This is a genomic window from Acidimicrobiales bacterium (assembly GCA_035531755.1).
GTDB lineage: Bacteria > Actinomycetota > Acidimicrobiia > Acidimicrobiales > UBA8190 > DATKSK01.
This window is the reverse complement of sequence record DATKSK010000041.1, coordinates 45,646-62,981: the sequence shown is the minus strand read 5'-3', so window position 1 is coordinate 62,981 and position 17,336 is coordinate 45,646. Positions and strand designations below refer to the sequence as shown.

General features: G+C 66.9%; 15 protein-coding genes. 11 read left to right on the top strand and 4 right to left on the bottom strand.

What is annotated here, in order from left to right; all coding sequences use genetic code 11:
- Positions 1-1,316: 1,316 nt before the first annotated feature.
- Positions 1,317-2,336, bottom strand: a complete 1,020-nt coding sequence (locus VMV22_08710; protein HUY22410.1) for a tyrosine-type recombinase/integrase — start codon at positions 2,334-2,336, stop codon at positions 1,317-1,319.
- A gap of 987 nt (positions 2,337-3,323) precedes the next feature.
- Here VMV22_08710 and VMV22_08705 point away from each other — a divergent pair.
- Together VMV22_08705 and VMV22_08700 are read left to right on the top strand one after the other, a co-directional pair.
- A complete protein-coding gene (locus VMV22_08705) occupies positions 3,324-4,595 on the top strand; it encodes an ATP-binding protein (protein ID HUY22409.1) in 1,272 nt (423 codons plus the stop codon).
- A gap of 87 nt (positions 4,596-4,682) precedes the next feature.
- The gene (locus VMV22_08700; protein ID HUY22408.1) at positions 4,683-5,711 is read left to right on the top strand and encodes a YdeI/OmpD-associated family protein; all 1,029 of its coding nucleotides are present in this window, start codon (positions 4,683-4,685) and stop codon (positions 5,709-5,711) included.
- A gap of 300 nt (positions 5,712-6,011) precedes the next feature.
- Here the strand turns inward: VMV22_08700 and VMV22_08695 are convergent, their stop codons facing one another.
- The gene (locus VMV22_08695) at positions 6,012-7,457 is read right to left on the bottom strand and encodes an alkaline phosphatase family protein (protein ID HUY22407.1); all 1,446 of its coding nucleotides are present in this window, start codon (positions 7,455-7,457) and stop codon (positions 6,012-6,014) included.
- Between the two features lie 1,624 nt (positions 7,458-9,081).
- Between VMV22_08695 and VMV22_08690 the strand changes: the two genes are divergently transcribed.
- A complete protein-coding gene (locus VMV22_08690; GenBank protein ID HUY22406.1) occupies positions 9,082-10,041 on the top strand; it encodes a G1 family glutamic endopeptidase in 960 nt (319 codons plus the stop codon).
- A 469-nt stretch (positions 10,042-10,510) separates the two neighbouring features.
- Positions 10,511-10,792 (top strand): 2TM domain-containing protein, encoded by a 282-nt coding sequence (locus VMV22_08685; GenBank protein ID HUY22405.1) that lies wholly within the window; start codon positions 10,511-10,513, stop codon positions 10,790-10,792.
- A gap of 4 nt (positions 10,793-10,796) precedes the next feature.
- Here the strand turns inward: VMV22_08685 and VMV22_08680 are convergent, their stop codons facing one another.
- Both VMV22_08680 and VMV22_08675 read right to left on the bottom strand, forming a co-directional pair.
- Entirely contained in the window at positions 10,797-11,045 is a 249-nt protein-coding gene (locus tag VMV22_08680) for a DUF4177 domain-containing protein (protein HUY22404.1), read from the bottom strand.
- Positions 11,046-11,085: 40 nt separating this feature from the next.
- Positions 11,086-11,244: a hypothetical protein gene (locus tag VMV22_08675; GenBank protein HUY22403.1), complete on the bottom strand. Its 159-nt coding sequence runs from the start codon at positions 11,242-11,244 to the stop codon at positions 11,086-11,088.
- A gap of 136 nt (positions 11,245-11,380) precedes the next feature.
- Here VMV22_08675 and VMV22_08670 point away from each other — a divergent pair, with 136 nt between their 5' ends.
- The 7 genes from VMV22_08670 to VMV22_08640 all read left to right on the top strand — a co-directional run bounded on the left by VMV22_08670 (position 11,381) and on the right by VMV22_08640 (position 17,336).
- Entirely contained in the window at positions 11,381-12,367 is a 987-nt protein-coding gene (locus VMV22_08670; GenBank protein HUY22402.1) for an alpha/beta fold hydrolase, read from the top strand.
- 93 nt (positions 12,368-12,460) lie between these two features.
- Entirely contained in the window at positions 12,461-12,607 is a 147-nt protein-coding gene (locus VMV22_08665) for a hypothetical protein (protein HUY22401.1), read from the top strand.
- Positions 12,604-12,693: a potassium-transporting ATPase subunit F gene (locus VMV22_08660; protein HUY22400.1), complete on the top strand. Its 90-nt coding sequence runs from the start codon at positions 12,604-12,606 to the stop codon at positions 12,691-12,693. Before VMV22_08665 ends, VMV22_08660 begins: the two co-directional genes overlap by 4 nt.
- Entirely contained in the window at positions 12,693-14,387 is a 1,695-nt protein-coding gene (kdpA, locus tag VMV22_08655) for a potassium-transporting ATPase subunit KdpA (GenBank protein ID HUY22399.1), read from the top strand. The genes VMV22_08660 and kdpA overlap by 1 nt, the downstream gene beginning before the upstream one ends.
- A gap of 8 nt (positions 14,388-14,395) precedes the next feature.
- Positions 14,396-16,474, top strand: a complete 2,079-nt coding sequence (gene kdpB / locus VMV22_08650; GenBank protein HUY22398.1) for a potassium-transporting ATPase subunit KdpB — start codon at positions 14,396-14,398, stop codon at positions 16,472-16,474.
- Positions 16,474-17,025: a potassium-transporting ATPase subunit C gene (locus VMV22_08645; protein HUY22397.1), complete on the top strand. Its 552-nt coding sequence runs from the start codon at positions 16,474-16,476 to the stop codon at positions 17,023-17,025. Before kdpB ends, VMV22_08645 begins: the two co-directional genes overlap by 1 nt.
- On the top strand, positions 17,022-17,336 hold the full coding sequence (locus tag VMV22_08640; GenBank protein HUY22396.1) for a hypothetical protein: 315 nt from the start codon (positions 17,022-17,024) through the stop codon (positions 17,334-17,336). The genes VMV22_08645 and VMV22_08640 overlap by 4 nt, the downstream gene beginning before the upstream one ends.

Sequence of the window (17,336 nt, the reverse complement as noted above, 5' to 3'; positions counted from 1 at the left end):
TAGTAGCCGCCTACCAGGACCTCGCCGCACACTTTCTGGCCGCTGTGGCGGAGTCTTACAGTAGTCGATCGGCTCATTCGGGTGTTCGGATGCATGGTGGGCCCGGGTAAGGTCGGCGTCTACCACGGAATTGCGGTTCTTACATCAACTCAGACCCGGAAACTTCAACCTGGTAGGCGGCTACTACGACCCGCCCACCTGGCCAGTAAGCTTGCGAACGCCGATCTCATCTCATATTGGCTTGTGTTCGCGGGACTGCTGAGACCATTTCGCGGGACGCGTACTTAAGATCCGCGAAGTTTGTCACCGCGCCTTGTGATGCGTGCCGGCGACAGCCACCAAGCGCAAATTCCGAAGAATACAAAGAGGCCGAGCCCAAATCCGGCTAGTCCACCTTGCTCTTTCGCGAGCCCAACGATTCCAGCAACTAGCCAGCCGATCGCGAGCACTGCCATCAACAGGCCCAGTCGCCTCGAAGTCGTCAGATCACCAAATGGCCGTCGCTTCATGAATTCCCACACCCCCCGAAGACGGAACTAGCGAGTCCAAACAAGAACGACACTCCGTTGGTGGATGCACCAATGACACCCGCTTGTCGCGCCTCGTAGATATCTCGAGCGTACGCGTTCGCCGCATTGAGGGCACTCGAAGCAGCACCTTGCAAGAAAGCGCCAGCGCCAGTGGCGACAACGCTAATCCCGAAGCCGATCGCAGCCGTGGTGCAGTCGCCAGCGCCGCCAAAACAGGATCGGTAGGCGTTGATCCCTGACAATGCCGTTGAAGCAGCTGACAGCGCCAATCCCGCTCCACATCCGATACCTCCACTAAATGCACACGTGGCATACGCCACAGTTGCAAGGCCAGAGGCGATCGTCGACAAAGTCGAGGCATGTTGTGCGACAAAGCCAGCATCCGCCTGCACGGCACACGAGACAATGTTCGAGCAGCCTGTTGCAACTCCGGCTGCCCTTGCCTGAGTGGCTGCCCGGTCCAATGCTGCGACCTGTGCTGTACCACAACGTCCGGGCGTGTACTGATTGTTCACGTCGACGCATAGCCCGCTCGGGTCGTTGCCGTTCACGGGATCGCCGCCCGTGAAGGCATACGGCGTCCCAGTCATCGAGGCCGCTGGATCAACGCTCAGGAACTGCCCAGTCGACGGGTCGTAGTAGCGGCGGACTAAGGCGCCTCCAAATAAGCCCCGCGGGGAATCGTTCCGACACCCCTGCTGGCCCCGTTGACGGGCGCCGTCGGCCTGGGCGCTACCGGCCCGGGCGTTTCTGCCACAGAGCGCCGTCTGGCCCACCACGGGACCATCATGCCTGCTTCCTCGCCCCGGATGTTGCCCTGCTGGCGGCGATGGCGCTGCGGGCGTTGGGGAGGGCACCACAGAGTTCCGAGGCCATGGCGACACTGAGCCCCGTCGCCGGGTGGCAGGCGGCGTGAACGGCCCGTAGACGGTCGATGCTCACTCGGGTGTAACGCTGCGTCGTCTCGAGGCGCGAGTGGCCGAGCATCTCGGCCACGTAGCGGATGTCTGCCCCACCCTCGAGCATGAGGGTAGCCACGGTGTGGCGCAAGAGGTGGCAGCTGCCGCGCTTGGAGATGCCCGCTTGTGCCAAGTACGTCCGGACCTTCCGACACAGCCAGTCCGGACATAGTGGCGTGCCCGCGGAGGATAGAAACAGCTGGTCAGGGAATCGGGACGTCACGAATCCGGGTCGGACGATCTCGGTGTAAAGGCGCACCCAGAACAGAGCCCGTTCCCCGATGGGCACGTAGCGGTCCTTGGCGCCCTTCCCCCGGCGCACGAAGATGGTGCTGCGCTCGAAGTCCACATCCCGAAACCACAGCGAGATGAGCTCACCTCGGCGAAGCGCACACGAGTAGAAGACCTCCAACACGGCTCGATCTCGCAGGCCAAGGGGCTTGGAGACGTCTGGGGCACTCAGGAGGGCGGCCATCTCCGAGGCGCTCAAGGTGGCCTCAGGAAGGCGTCGGTCGGGCCGGGGCATCAGGAGGTCGGCGGCAGGATTGGTCACGATGCGGTGCTCACGGCGCAGCCAGGAGAAGAACTGGGCCACGGGGACCAGGCGCTGGGCCTGGGTGCCGAAGGAAAGGGGCTCGCCATCACGCTTGCGGTGGGCGAACAAGGTGTGTTGGTATCCGAGGAGCAGCTCCAAGGTCACCTCTTTCGCCTCGTCGACGTCATGCTGGTGGGCGAAGGCGAAGAAGTAGGCGAGGTACCGACTCCGGCACGCGATCGTAGTCGTCGCGTAGTTGTGGACCTCCATCCACTCCAGGTAGTCGTGGGCTGCTGTCTCGATGGGGTTCATGACCGCCTCCTTTGAGAGACGGCCGACCAGGAGGCCATGGCGCGACCGGACCACGCCGCCGGTCCGTCAGCCGTAGGCAGGGCGCTCTCCCTACATGAAGCCTCTCCTCAGGAAGATCCGATCATCAAACTCCCAGCGGGCACCGTCAGCCAAGATGCTGGGGTGACGACGGCACTCGACCGAAGGTGCCGGCCTACGGTCGAAAATTCTCGAGCGTCGAAAGCCTCCCGGAGCCCGAGAGGTCAGCAGTCGTTAAGGAACTGGACCAGATCAGAACGCTCCAACTTCTCGCGGCCGGTGCAATCGTCGTCCTTTTGGCCGTGGAAGCATCGACCGAAGGGCAACATGGTTCGTTGCTTTCGGAGTCACTCTGGGGGTGGCCCTCTAGGATTGGGCGTGCTTTCGGCGCTCGGATTCCCTGGTCGCGGACGTGAGTGAACTTCTCCGAACGATCGTGACCAGGCTCGGGCGTGTCGTTTGCTGCCGATCTGGGGTCACAGATACCCGTTGATTTAAGGGTCCGCGTCTAGGTCCGCGTCTAGGACGGCCAAGTCTTCGTCCAAAATCGGGTCAAGATTTACTGGCGGAAAGAACTACGACATTTCGCGTCTAGGTTCGCGTCTAGAACTGCCGTCTAGTCCTGCCAACTGTTGCACACAAGGACCGTGTCTCGATCGCCTGACCAGCACTTCTGCACACTGCTCACTACGAGTCTGAGCCCTCAGAGCCCTCATGCTCTACTACGACATCTAGCAAGGTCCAGGTAGAGAGGGCTGTGTGGCAGCCTCAGGTCTAGAACCTCTCGATACCGGGCTGCTCCCGTCAACCCCGAGCAGCCGTTCGAGGCATCGTGCGCGAGTTGGGAGACGGTCCTCCCCTTGCGCGCCGAACGGATCCGGCAAACGGGAGTGTACATCCTGGCAAATGGTAGCTCAGAATGGCGGCAAACGGTAGTGTAGAAGCCCGGCAAGTCGTATAGTGCGAGGCGTGGAGTACCAGCGCCGCATCGCTGACGAGGAACTCGACACCCTGATGGGAGATCTGCCGGCCTTGGCGCTCGAAGGCGCCCGGGGTGTCGGCAAGACGGCGACGGCGGCCCGGCGAGCTGACACCGTCTTCGAGTTGGACGACCCGGGCCAACGCGAGGTCCTGATCGCAGATCCCTCGATGATCGACACCGCCGACGGCACGGTCCTGATAGACGAGTGGCAGCGCCACCCGCCCATCTGGGATGTCGTCCGCCGGCGAGTTGACGACGGGGCTCCTCCAGGCCGGTTCCTCCTTACCGGCAGCGCCGAGCCCACCGATACGCCCGCGCATTCGGGCGCCGGACGCATCGTCCGACTCCGGATGCGCCCCCTCAGCCTGGCCGAGCGCGGTCTGGCAGAGCCAGCCGTCGGACTGGGTGCCATGCTCGCCGGCGAGCGACCGGCAATCAGTGGGAAGAGCGACATGGCGGTGCACGACTACGTCGAGGAGATCCTCGCTTCGGGGTTCCCCGGCATCCGGCCGCTGGCGGAAAGGGCACGGCGAGCCCAGATCGATAGCTACCTCGCCCGCGTCGTCGAACGCGACTTCCCCGAGCAAGGCCTGCGGGTGCGCCGTCCCGCCACGTTGCACGCCTGGCTGTCCGCGTACGCCGCGGCCACAGCGACGACGACCAGTTACAACTCGCTCCTCGATGCAGCCACGGCAGGGGAGACCGCTAAGCCAGCCAAAACCACGACGACTGCTTACCGAGACGTCCTCTCCCAGCTATGGCTACTTGACCCGGTTCCGGGATGGGTGCCGAACCGCAACCACCTGCGTAGGCTCACGCAAGGTCCAAAGCATCACCTTGCCGACCCTGCTCTGGCCGCCCACCTTGTCGGCGTGGACGCCGGCGCCTTGTTGCGGGGGCAGAGCGCCGGGCCCGACATCCCCCGCGACGGGACACTCCTGGGGGCACTGTTCGAGTCGCTTGTGACCTTGAGTGCCCGGGTCTATGCCCAGGCGAACGAGGCCACCGTTCACCACCTCCGGACCCGAGATGGGAACCATGAGGTCGACCTCATCATCCAGCGCCGCGACCAACGGGTCGTGGCGCTCGAGGTGAAGCTTGACGGCGTTCCGGAACCGACGGACGTACGTGACCTACTCTGGCTTCGGGAGCAATTAGGCGAGGATCTTCTCGACGCCGCTGTCATTACCGCTGGCGTCCATGCGTACCGCCGACCCGACGGCATTGCCGTCATCCCCGCAGTGCTGCTCGGAGCTTGACCGGCAACAGGCAGCGTAGAGGCCATTCGGGCGCTCCGACTGGTGCGCCGCTCCGCCACCCGGGACCGCACCTCGGCCGTCAATCAGATGCGGGCCCTGGTCGTGACCGCCCCCGACGAACTCCGTGAGACGTTCCGAGGAGTCACCCTCCGAAAGCTCGTTTCGCGAGCGCGGCACCTACGTCCGGGCGACCCCACCACCGTTGAGGGAGCGACCAAGTTTGCTCTGCGCGAGCTGGCTCAACGCGTCCAGGCCCTCGAGGCCGAGATAGCACGAGTCAACTCGGTCCTCGGGCCTCTCGTCGCCGCCACCGCCCCCAACCTCGTCGCCCGCCACGGAGTGGGCACTGAGACCGCCGCCACCCTGCTCGTCACCGCCGGCGACAACCCGGAGCGCCTACGCAGCGACGCGTCATTTGCTCACCTGTGTGGGAGCGCACCGATTGACGCCTCTTCTGGCATGGTCACACGCAAGAGACTCAATCCTCGCGGCGACCGGCGTGCGAACGAGGCCGCTCTGGCGTATCGCCATGGTCCGCATGGCCTCGGAGCCCCGGACCCGCGTCTACGTGAAGCGGCGAACGCTCGAAGGCAAAAGCAAGAGAGAGATCATCCGCTGTCTCAAGCGCCGTGGCTCGAGAAGTGTTCGGCGACCTCGCAGATCTCATCCAGCCCCTTGACAGACGATAGGAGCTTCATATCTACATCTCGGTCGCGACATTTGGATACACGTCATGACCGACATCAACAGTTCTCGGTGGCATCGACTTCTGTTCGCGGGTGCCCCCGAACGGCAATCGGGGCCGCTTGGATGGTGATAGGGCTCGCCCTGACCCGATACCGTGGCCTCGTGAGCAGCCCGCGAGTGCCCGGTGGGGTGGTGCACGAACTTCCAGGAGATCTGCGCATGGCGCTGATCGCCAATCCCACGGCACTCGATGCCTGGAAGGACATCACGCCTCTGGCCCGCAACGAGTTCATCTGCTGGGTGGAGGATGCCAAGCAGGAGATGACCCGAGAACGCCGCATTCGCCGGACCCAGGAGGAGCTGGAGGAAGGCCAGCGTCGGCCCTGCTGCTGGCCAGGGTGCAAGCACCGCGAGCGCACCGGCAGATAGCAGTCGACTGGGTGCCCCCTACTGCCGGTCTGTGCGCTCCCCCTTGGGGCGGTCTACACCGCCCGATAGCGCGCTCTGAGGCCCATCCACCGCCGGAGATCGACGGGCCGTCAGACCTTGAGCGGCAAGTGCACGGACACGGAGGCGAAGGGGCACCAGCCTGGTGGCCACCTCACCAGGATTTTCCGCCCGCCACCTGGGGTCCCTCTCGCTCATTGCGTACTCCTCTGGGGCCCTCGACACGACCGCGGGCGCGACGAGGGGGTCTCTCGTCGCCTCCACGCGGCTTGCCCGACGTGTTCATCGAGGCGAGCCGGTGAGGGTGGTCCGTGGATGGACGGACAACATGATCGGAGGCCGAGGTGTCTGGGCAAAGTTGAAGTCGCTGACGACGTCGCCAAGTATCGCCACGTTCTCACGCACTGTCGGCCGAGGGTCCGGGCGCCCGTCGGTGCGCGGATCGAGTCGCTGGCCGTGGAGGAAATCATCTTCGATGAACTTGTCGTAAGCGTCGAAGCTCAGCACTTGGTGGTCGATGTAGCCTTTCTTGGCATACGGACTGATGACCATTCCGGGCACGCGTAGTCCGTACCCGTTGGCGTCGACTGTCGGAGGGACGACGTTGTCGTAGAATCCTCCCCAGTCGTCCCACGCCAGGAAGATGGCTGAGGAACCCCAGTTCTTGCTCCGCATGACGGCGTCGATGAGGCTCGTCACATAGGATTGACCGGCGCTCACGGCACCCGGGGGATGCTCGCTCACGGCTCCCGAAGGCACTACCCACGACACGGCCGGAAGGGTGCCGCTGCGAGCCCTGGCGTAGAAGTTGTCGACCGATTGGATGTTGCCGAGCTGGCCGTCCGCCTTGACCGTGTCGAAGAACGGGAGCGGATTCCAGATGCCGGGCGTGTTGGCATTCTGGTTGACCGGGCCGCACGACAGGGCCGAGTCGTTCTCACAGTCCGGCTCCGTGCCCGACACGAGGTAGTACCCCCAAGAGACGTGCCGCTTGTAGAGCAGGTATGTGAGATCAGTCCAAGCGTAGATGGGCTCTTGACGCGTGGCGCCGTTGTACATCGCCGGGCCCGCTGGGGGTGTCGTCGGGGCTCGCACTTCGTTGACGCAGCTGCCGGGATTGCCGTGCTGGGTGCAATACGCCGACCACTCCGAGACCATGAAGAGGTGTGCGGGAAGGCTCCACGAGGCGTCGGGCTCGAACATGTGGTCCTGGAGCACGAAATCCTTGGCGTAGGTCCAGTAGTTGGGAATGTCGCTCTGGGTGTGGTAGCTCATCGCGTCCGGTTCTTGGGTGGGTTTGAGAATGCTCGCGCAAGCGGGGTCGGTCACGGCAGTACACCCGTGTTGCGCCGTGAGGACCTGATCGACGAAACCGTTCATGTTGCCGCCGGCAATGTCGGCGACGGCGTTTGCCTGGCCATGCGGTCCCCCACCGTTGACGTCGGCATGGTCGACGAAGGGAACCACACACTTTCCGTTGCGCTGGTCAGGCGAACATACCGTGGGAACCCCGTTCTTCATGGGAATCCCGTCGGCACCTGGGAAGGTGCCGAAGTACGTGTCAAAGGACCGGTTCTCCTGCATGATGATGATCACGTGGCGGATCTTGTGGATACCCGCCGCCACCAGGTACGTGCCGTTCGGTCCTCCGGATACCTTTTCCGTCGGCGCGGCCTGCGGTGATGCCCCGCACGACACGAGTAGTGCCAAAAGGATGGAACCGGTCACATGAGGTAGCAAATGTCGCCTAGAGAGTCTTGGACGCACTGTCCTCCCTTCGCAAGCTGGTGGGCTCCCGTCGCGTCAGCCTATTTCTGTTGGTTTCGTCCGGCTCCCCGTCGGCTCGGCGCCTCTCCCTTCCGAGCGCACATCACCTGAGTGGCGTTCCGGTACTCGAACCCACGCCCCCCAGCCTCACACTCGCACCACGCGTTCCAGACCCCGGTCCTGCCAGTCGGACCGAGGATATGCCGGTTGTGCTCGGGGCGAGGATGAGACCCGACCAGGTCCAAGCGCTCGGAATTCTCCGACCCGGCGATAACGGGTGAGCGGCCCGAGTCCGGGGCGCCCCACCACGGCTCGTTCCGCCCGGCCCACTTTGTTCCATGAATCAGTACGAATGAGACGGATACTGGCGTCTCAGAGCCCTCGTCGGTTCGGGCCCCAAGGCCCCAGAGTCGAGGAGACAGTGTCAGCGTCCGAGCAGCCACCGAGCACACCGCACGGTGTAACGGGCTATCCGGATACCCAATGACCGCGCCCTGACGGTCAAGCGCCATTCGTCTCCCTCCGGGCCAACGCCTGCCATCGTCTTGCCGGTGCGAGGGTAGGCAGAGGTCATGACCCTCTGCGGTGTCGGCTCGTCCTCGGAGCGTTCTCTCCTGTCGGACATGACGTATAGGTGGTGGTCCGTGTCGACCTCACTACCGGGCGCGTGCCTCGGATCCATCGTGCGTGCGAGCGATTGTGGACTCGGCTTCGGGTGGACTGGAGTTCCAGTCACTTTCGGTGTTTGTGGCCGTGACGACCGCGATGACCGCGATGACCGCGATGGGCCGAATGCCCGGTGCGGTGAACTGGATGTGCGGGCGTCGTCACAGGGGTGGACGTCGGAGTAGAGGTCGTGACCTTCTGCGTTGGGATCGATCTGGGCACGGTTGTCGTCGGCAGGAGAACCCCCGCGGGCGGCGGCGGTGCAGCCCCCGTGGTCGTCGGAACTCGGATCGGCGCGGCCACCCGCGTGGTCGTCGTGAGTGCGTCAATGGTCGGTTTCGTAGCGAGTCTCGGAAGCGGCTGCGGTATGGCGGGAACGTGTGATCTGAAAGCCGTCGTCTTGTGTTTCGTCGTGGTCCCGGTGGGCGAGCATCCGAGCAGGAGAAGGGACGATCCGCCCAAGACCGCTCCGAGGACGAGAGCTTTCCGCAGTTGCATGCCCACCACTTCAACTCCCTGGACTCTCAGAAAGGGGTCCGTTTGGTTGACCCGAGCCTCGCAGGATCGGGGATGACCCACCTGGCGCCGCGTTACCTGTCGCCGTCCAGGCGGACGTCGGCCGTTCCGATGACCTGCGGAATCACCTCCTGCGATCCGCGCCGGAGGATTCGGTAGCCCTCGTCCAGGACCTCCGCTATCTGGTACCCGTGGGCCCACTGACCCGCCTGATACCGGGTACGGACTTCCACATTGTCTCCGGCAACGACCCGGGGACGTGCCGGAGTCGACTCCCTCGAGCCGTTCTGCACCATCCGACCTCCTCGCGTTGATGACGAATCGTGGGCCGGTCGCCGCCGCCCCTGTGTCGAGCGCGGAGCCCCTGTTGCCAATCATCTAAGCGGTCGAACCTGAAGAGACGATGAAGGTGCTTCTGACGGTCCGGCCTGGCGAATCTGCCTTCAGCGGACCCAGCCGGGATTCGTGGCGCAGTCCCGCCTACGATGTCGGCCACCAGGATGTCCGTCGATCGAGGAATCCCTCTGGGGGGACGAACATGAGGCAAAGAGCATGCCGTGCCGTTGCAGCTGGCGCAGTTGCCCTCGTCGGGACCGTTGCCCTGGGTGGTGCGGCCACCGGTTCCCCGACAGGAGGCGCGTCTGGTCTTCGAGAGGCGCACGCTCCTCGCATTCCGGGTCCGGCTCCGAAGGCGGTGCCCGGTGCGGCGGCAGTCAAGGAGTGGACGTCGAGGAACTGGTCTGGGTATGCCGTCACCGGTACCGGGTTCACCAGCGTGACGGGCAACTGGCATGTTCCGCAGGCTCAGGCGCCGACCAAGAAGCGCCACTACCGGAGGGGCACGTTTTCGTCGTCTTGGGTCGGGATCGATGGCTACAACAACAGCAGCCTGATCCAAGCAGGCACCGAACAGGACTGGCTGAACGGGCACGCCTTCTATCGGGCGTGGTGGGAGATCTTGCCTGCCCCAGAGACGCCGATACGCTCGTTGGCCGTCAATCCCGGCGACGGCATCACGGTGTCGATCACCCAGGGCGCTCCCGACTGGACGATCACCGTCACCGACACGACCACCAACCGGAGCTTCACGACGACGCAGCTCTATGTCGGGCCAATGACCTCCGCGGAATGGATTCAAGAGGCGCCGACCATCGGACGGCACGTGGTGACACTGACCCCTGACAGCACGGTGGTGTTCGATTCCGGCACCGTCGACGGAGGGAACCCGGGCCTGCTGGCCTCGGAGTCAGGTGCGATGTTCAAGGGTCGACACCGAATCTCGACCCCGTCTCTGCCCGACACCGACACTGACGGTTTCGCAATCGCCTACGGCAGCGCGGCCCCGGGTCCCCCGGGTTCGTAGGCAGGTCGTCGCTCGTGGGCTTCATCGTGCGAAAGTTCCTCGCCATGCTCCGAGTGCGACGGGAGCAACGGAGAAGGGCGCGCGGTCAATAGGGCGGGCATCGCGGAGGCCTTGGCTACCGACTACCCGGGTGTGGCCGTTTTCGAGCGCGGTCCACGAGCGCAGTCCACGATGCGCTGTCCACGGACGGGCGTAGAGCCAGATGTCCGTCCTACCCAGTGAGGATGCGGCCAAGGGTTGCACCAACGGCTCGATCCCGGTCCGGACGACCATCGGGCTCCTCGCTCGTGGCGCGTACGCGTGTCCTGGTCAGGGCACAGAGGTCGAATTCAGTCCGTTCGGCCCTGGCGGGCGCCCGCTCCGGAGATCCACGGTGACGGTAGGAGCAGTGCTGCGAGCCAACGTGCGGTGCTGCCTGGCCATGAAGGGAGGGCCGATGACGGATCTGCAGGGAGCCGAGAGAGCACCTGTGGCCGAGTCCGCACCTCACACGGCAGCGCCGTCGCCGGAGCGGGACGAGGCACGCAAGCGGCTCGAGGCCCGGCGCGACCTGTTCGGGCACGTGGTCGCCTACCTGGTGATCAACGCGTTCCTCGTGGCGGTGTGGGCGTTCACGGGGGCCGGGTACTTCTGGCCGGGATGGGTGCTCGCCGGCTGGGGTGTCGGCCTCGTCTTCCACATCTGGGACTACTTCCGCCGGCCGATCACCGAAGCGGACGTCGACGCTGAGTTGCGCCGCCGTCAGCGCTGATGCGCTACTCGGTCGGGCGCTTGAAGATGAACTGCCAGCCCGTCACGTAGGCGTTGCCGCCGGTGCCGGTGGCCACGCGGTCGACCAGCTCCCAGCCGTCCTTGCCGAGCTCGTTCAGGATCTCGCTGATCCAGGCGACGCCGCCGGCGGTCCGCTTCTCGAGTTCGTGACCGGGGACGCGCATCGTCAGGGCCCAGAGCTGGGAATTGCCGTCGAAGCCGGCCGAGATGTGGGCGTACTCCCAGGGTGTCACCGGCTCAGCGCTCGCTTCCGCGGTCGGGCATCGGATGGGTTCAGAGGAGGAGCAGGATGGTCGCGCTCGTGTCCTGCGCCGCGGGGTCCTCGGGATGGCCGTCGTCGGGCTCGCGGTGGGCGTCGTCCCCGGCCGCGCCGACCGGCAGGTCCATGCGCCTCGCCGATGCGGCGAGGACCTTTCCGAGCGTCGATTTCATTGGCAGCTCCCCCCCGAGATGCCTTGCGTGAATTCTCAGGCTACCGGAACCCCATTCGTTACGGAATGGCGGGTGGAGATGCCCCCGGGGACCTTCGACCCTGGGCGCAGTGCGGCCCGAGCGCCAGGGTGGACGTATGGCTGGGGCACGGACCGTTGCCGGCGACGTGGGCGGGGGTGGCCTCCACGATCGGTACCAGGAAGGCCGTGAGGCCTTCTGGCTGTCGTGGAAGGACGTCGAGGTGGCCGGGCGACCGGCTGCCTACGGCGAGGCCGGCGAGGGCACCCCCGTGGTCTTCCTGCACGGCTGGGGCCTCGACCACCGGGTCTACAAGCGGGCCCTGGCCCGCCTCGTGGCCGCCGGTGTGCGTGTCGTCGCGCCCGCCCTGCCGGGCTTCGGAGGCACGGCCTCGCTACGGGCGCGGTCGTGGTCGCTGGCCGGCTTCGCCTCGTGGCTGGCGGAATTCCTCGACGCCGTCGGCGTCACCGAGCCTGCGCTGATCGTGGGACACTCCTTCGGCGGCGGCGTCGGGATCGTGTTCGCCCACGACCATCCCGAGCGCGTCCGGGGCCTCGTGCTCATCAACTCCATCGGGGCCTCGGCGTGGGCCGGGCGGGGCCACACGGCGCGCACCATGGCCCAGCGGCCCCTGTGGGACTGGGGCCTGCACTTCCCCGGCGACCTCTGGCCCCTCGCCCAGGCACGGCGCGTCCTGCCCGTCATCCTCGCCGAGGCGGTGCCGAACCTCGTCCGCGATCCCCGGGCCTTCTGGCGCGTGGCCGCCCTGGCCCGCGACGCCGATCTCACGGGCGAGCTCGAGGAGCTGAAGAGCCGGCGGCTCCCCGTCGTCGTGCTGTGGGGGAAGCGGGACCGGATCATCACCCGCGACGCCTTCGAGGAGATGTGCGAGGTGCTCGGCGGACCCCACTCGTTCACGGTGGAAGGGTCGCACGCCTGGCTCATCGCCGACCCCGACACCTTCGGCGAGGTGATGACCAACGTCGTCGACATCGCCATGCGCTCCCGCAGGCTGGGCCGCAAGGGCCGCCCCGTCAGGGAGCTGCCCACCTTGGTGGGCCGCCTCGGCCGGCCGCGACCGGCGGCGGGGCGATCGACGACGTGAGCCGCCCGGCGACCTGAGGCACGCTGGGACCCGAGGGACGCGTCACGCGTCCCAGGTCGGGAGTCCGGGGTGCGTCCGGGGTGCGTTCACATCTTGTTCACGCCCGGGAGGTCGCGTTCACAGCACGTTCACCCCGTCCGGCCGGACGCTCTCCCCATGGGTGACTTCATGGCTGTGCTCGGCATCGTCCTCTTCGTGGCGGCCATGCTCGGGCTGATCTGGGGGCTCGAGCACGTATGAGCGCCGTCCAGGTCATCCTGCTGGCAGTCTCCATCGTCGTCTTCATCTACCTGGGCGTGGCGCTGTTCAAGCCCGAGTGGTTCTGATGGGCTACTTCTGGACGATCACCGCCCTGGTGGTGACCCTCGGCCTGGCCTGGCGCTACCTCGGCTCCTACATGGTGGGCGTGTTCGAGGGCCGGGTGACGTTCCTGGCATGGGCCGAGCGCCCCGTGTACCGCGCCCTCGGGGTCGACCCCGAGGCCGAGCAGTCCTGGCAACGCTACGCCGGCGCCCTGGTCGTCTTCTCGGGCGTGGCGATCCTCTTCACCTACGTCATCCAGCGCATCCAGGGGAGCCTCCCCTTCAACCCGCAGCACCTCGGCGCCGTGGCCCCGGCGCTGTCGTGGAACACAGCGGTGTCGTTCGTCACCAACACCAACTGGCAGAACTACGCCGGCGAGTCGACGATGTCGTACTTCTCGCAGATGGCCGCGCTCACCGTGCAGAACTTCGCCAGCGCCGCGGTCGGCATCGCCGTGGCCGTCGCCATGATCCGCGGGTTCGCCCGCAAGGGGTCGCCCACCATCGGCAATTTCTGGGTCGACCTGGTCCGCTGCATCTTCTACATCCTGATCCCCATCGCCTTCGTCGCCGGCCTGATCTTCGTGGGCCAGGGAGCCATCCAGACCCTGGCGGGGCCGGCGACGATCCACAACGCCCTCACCGGCACGACGCAGGTCGTCGCCCGGGGCCCCTTCGGGTTCCAGGAGGCCATCAAGCAGCTGGGGACCAACGGCGGCGGGCCCCTGAACGCCAACGGGGCCCATCCATTCGAGGACCCGACCGGCGCCACCCACTTCCTGTCGTACTTCCTGCTGCTGTGCATCCCGTTCGCGCTCACGTACACGTTCGGGAGGATGGTCGGCAGCGTGCGCCAGGGCGTGGCCGTGCTCATGGCCATGGTCATCATCTTCGGCGCCTGGGTGGGCTTCTCCTCCTACGCGGAGTCCCAGCCCAATCCGGCGGTGGCCGCCGCCCACGTCGTGGCCCAGCCCCAGGGGAACATGGAGGGCAAGGAGGTCCGCTTCGGGGTCCTGCCCACGACGCTCTACAACGTCGCCTCCACCCAGACCTCCACCGGGAGCGTCTCGGGCGCCAACGACTCGTTCACCCCCATGGGGGGCTTCGGGCTGCTCACCGGCATGATGCTGGGCGAGGTGTCGCCGGGAGGAACCGGCAGCGGCCTCTACACCATCCTGCTCTTCGCCCTCATCACCGTGTTCATCGGCGGGCTGATGGTGGGCCGGACGCCGGAGTACCTGGGCAAGAAGATCCAGTCGCGGGAGGTGAAGCTGGCAGCCTTCGGCGTCCTCGTGATGCCCGTCACGGTGCTCGTCGTCACGGCGGTGGCGGTGTCGATCCATGCCGGGCGGGTGGCGCCCGGGAACGGGGGTCCCCACGGGTTCACCGAGATCCTGTACGCCTTCACCTCGCAGGGCAACAACAACGGCTCGGCCTTCGGCGGGCTCTCGGGCGACACCGCCTTCTACAACGTCATGGGCTCGGTGGCCATGCTGCTGGGGCGCTTCGTCATCATCATCCCGGTGCTCGCCCTCGCCGGGGCCCTGGCCGAGAAGAAGATCGTGCCCGCCGGCGAGGGCACCTTCCACACCGACTCGCCGCTGTTCGTCGGCCTGCTCATCGGCGTGATCCTCATCGTGGGTGGGCTGACGTTCTTCCCCGCCGTGTCCCTCGGCCCCATCGCCGAACAACTCCTGCACGGAAAGCTCTTCCGATGACGACCGTCATGGCACAGCCGCAGCCGCCGTCGCCCACCGGGGCGCGCGGTGTCGCCCAGGCCCGCAGCCTGTTCGACACCGAGATCCTGGGGCAGGCCCTGGTGGGCTCGCTCGAGAAGCTCGACCCCCGGGTGCAGGTCAGGAACCCCGTCATGTTCGTCGTCCTCGTGGGCACGGTGGTGACGCTCTTCGAGGCCATCGCCCACCCCGGCATCTTCACGTGGAGCATCACCATCTGGCTGTTCCTGACGGTGATCTTCGCCAACTTCGCCGAGGCCATGGCCGAGGGCCGGGGCAAGGCCCAGGCGGCCACGCTGCGGCGCATGCGAGCCGAGACCGAGGCGCGCCGGTTGCGCCCCGACGGCGCCGAGGAGCGGGTGGCGGCGTCCGCGCTGGCCAGGGGCGACCTCGTGGTGTGCGAGGCCGGCGACGCCATCCCCTCCGACGGCGAGATCACCGAGGGCGTGGCGTCGGTCGACGAGTCCGCCATCACCGGCGAGTCGGCCCCGGTCATCCGCGAGTCCGGGGGGGACCGCTCGGCGGTCACGGGCGGCACCAAGGTCCTGTCCGACCGCATCGTCGTGCGGATCACCGCCGAGCGCGGCCACACCTTCCTCGACCGCATGATCGCCCTCGTCGAGGGGGCCAACCGGCAGAAGACTCCCAACGAGATCGCCCTCACCATCCTGCTCGCCGCGCTCACCCTCGTCTTCCTGCCGGTGGTGGTCGTGCTGCAGCCCTTCGGCCTGTTCTCGGGCCTGGTGTCCGGTCACGGCCGCATCGGCGCGGTCGACGTGGTCATCCTGGTGTCGCTGCTCGTGTGCCTCATCCCCACCACCATCGGGGCGTTGCTCTCGGCCATCGGCATCGCCGGCATGGACCGCCTGGTCCAGCGCAACGTGCTGGCCATGAGCGGTCGGGCCGTCGAAGCCGCCGGCGACGTGCAGACCCTGCTCCTGGACAAGACGGGGACGATCACCCTCGGCAACCGCATGGCGTCGGGGTTCTTCCCCGTGGGCGACCGGACCGAGGAGGAGGTGGCCGAAGCCGCCCAGCTCGCCTCCCTCGCCGACGAGACGCCCGAGGGTCGTTCGATCGTGGTGCTGGCCAAGGAGCGCTTCGGCATCCGCGAGCGCGCCCTGGGTGCCGGGCACAGCTTCGTCCCCTTCACCGCCACCACCCGGATGTCCGGGCTCGACACCGACGGGCGCCGCGTCCGCAAGGGGGCCACCGAGTCGGTGCGCCGCTGGGTGGGGGAACAGGGAGGCGCCGTCCCCGACGGGCTCGACGCCGTCGTGGAACGCATCGCCCGGGCCGGTTCCACGCCGCTGGTGGTCGCCGACGGCCCCACCATCCTCGGGGTCATCGAGCTCAAGGACGTCGTGAAGGAGGGCATCCGGGAGCGCTTCGACCACCTGCGAGCCGTCGGGATCCGCACGGTGATGATCACCGGTGACAACCCGCTCACCGCCGCGGCCATCGCCCAGGAGGCCGGTGTCGACGACTACCTGGCCGAGGCCACGCCCGAGGCCAAGATGGAGCTGATCAAGAGCGAGCAGGAGGGCGGGAAGCTCGTCGCCATGATGGGTGACGGCACCAACGACGCCCCGGCGCTGGCCCAGGCGGACGTGGGCGTGGCCATGAACACCGGCACCACGGCCGCCAAGGAAGCCGGGAACATGGTCGATCTCGACTCCAACCCCACCAAGCTGATCGACGTGGTCGAGGTGGGCAAGCAGCTGCTCATCACCCGGGGGGCGCTCACGACCTTCTCGATCGCCAACGACGTCGCCAAGTACTTCGCCATCATCCCGGCGCTGTTCGTGTCCGTCTACCCCCGGCTCAACTCGCTCAACATCATGAAACTGCATAACGCCCACAGCGCGGTGCTGTCGGCCGTCATCTTCAACGCGCTGGTGATCGTGGCGCTCATCCCGCTGGCGCTGCGCGGGGTGCGGTGGCGACCGTCGAACGCCAGCGCCATCCTGCGCCGCAACGTGCTGATCTACGGCGTGGGCGGGGTCGTCGTGCCCTTCGTCTTCATCAAGCTGATCGACCTGATCCTGACAGCCACCGGGGCCTACTGATGCTCGTCCACCTCCGCCGTTCGGTGGTCCTCTCGGTCATCTTCCTCGTCCTGGTGGGCCTGGCCTACCCGCTCGCCGGCACGGGCCTGTCTCAGCTGCTGTTCAGGCACCAGGCCGACGGCTCGCTCACCGCTGACGGCTCGACGCTCATCGGACAGGCCTGGTCCGGGCCCAAGTGGTTCCAGGGCCGTCCCGACGGCACGGTGGTGACGACCGGCCCCGGCGGGGTCGTGGTGTCGGGCACCTTCCAGGGTGGCCCGCGGTCGAAGACGGTCCGCGACGCGGTGGCCAAGCAGGCCGGCGTGCTCGAGAAGGAGGGCATCGTGCCCACCAACGACCTCGTCACCACCTCGGGCAGCCTCGTCGACCCCGACATCTCGCCGGCCGACGCCTACGCCCAGGTCGACGCGGTGGCGGGTGCCCGGGGCCTGTCGCCGGCCACGGTGCGCCGGCTCGTCGCCACCCATGTCCACACCCGGGAGCTCGGCTTCCTCGGCGCCGACTACGTCACGGTCCTGGAGCTGAACGAAGCCCTCGCCCGCCTCCGGTGAACGGGAGCCTCCCGCCGTCGCCCGAGTCCTGGGGCGGCCGGCCCATCATCCGGTGCGTCGCCGACGCCGAGCCGCGTCACCGGGTGGTCGTCACCGGCACGGTGGGCACCGTCGAGATGCGGCGGTGGCGCGGCGTGCAGACGTGCACGGCGCGGCTCGACGACGGCACGGGCCGGCTGACGCTCGTCTTCACCCGGCCCGACCCTTTGCCCGGGTTGGCGGAGGGGATGCGCTGCACCGTCGAGGGCACGGTGCTCACCGGGGAGACCGAGCCGACCGTGTGGGATCCCGTCTACCGGTTCGAGATCTGA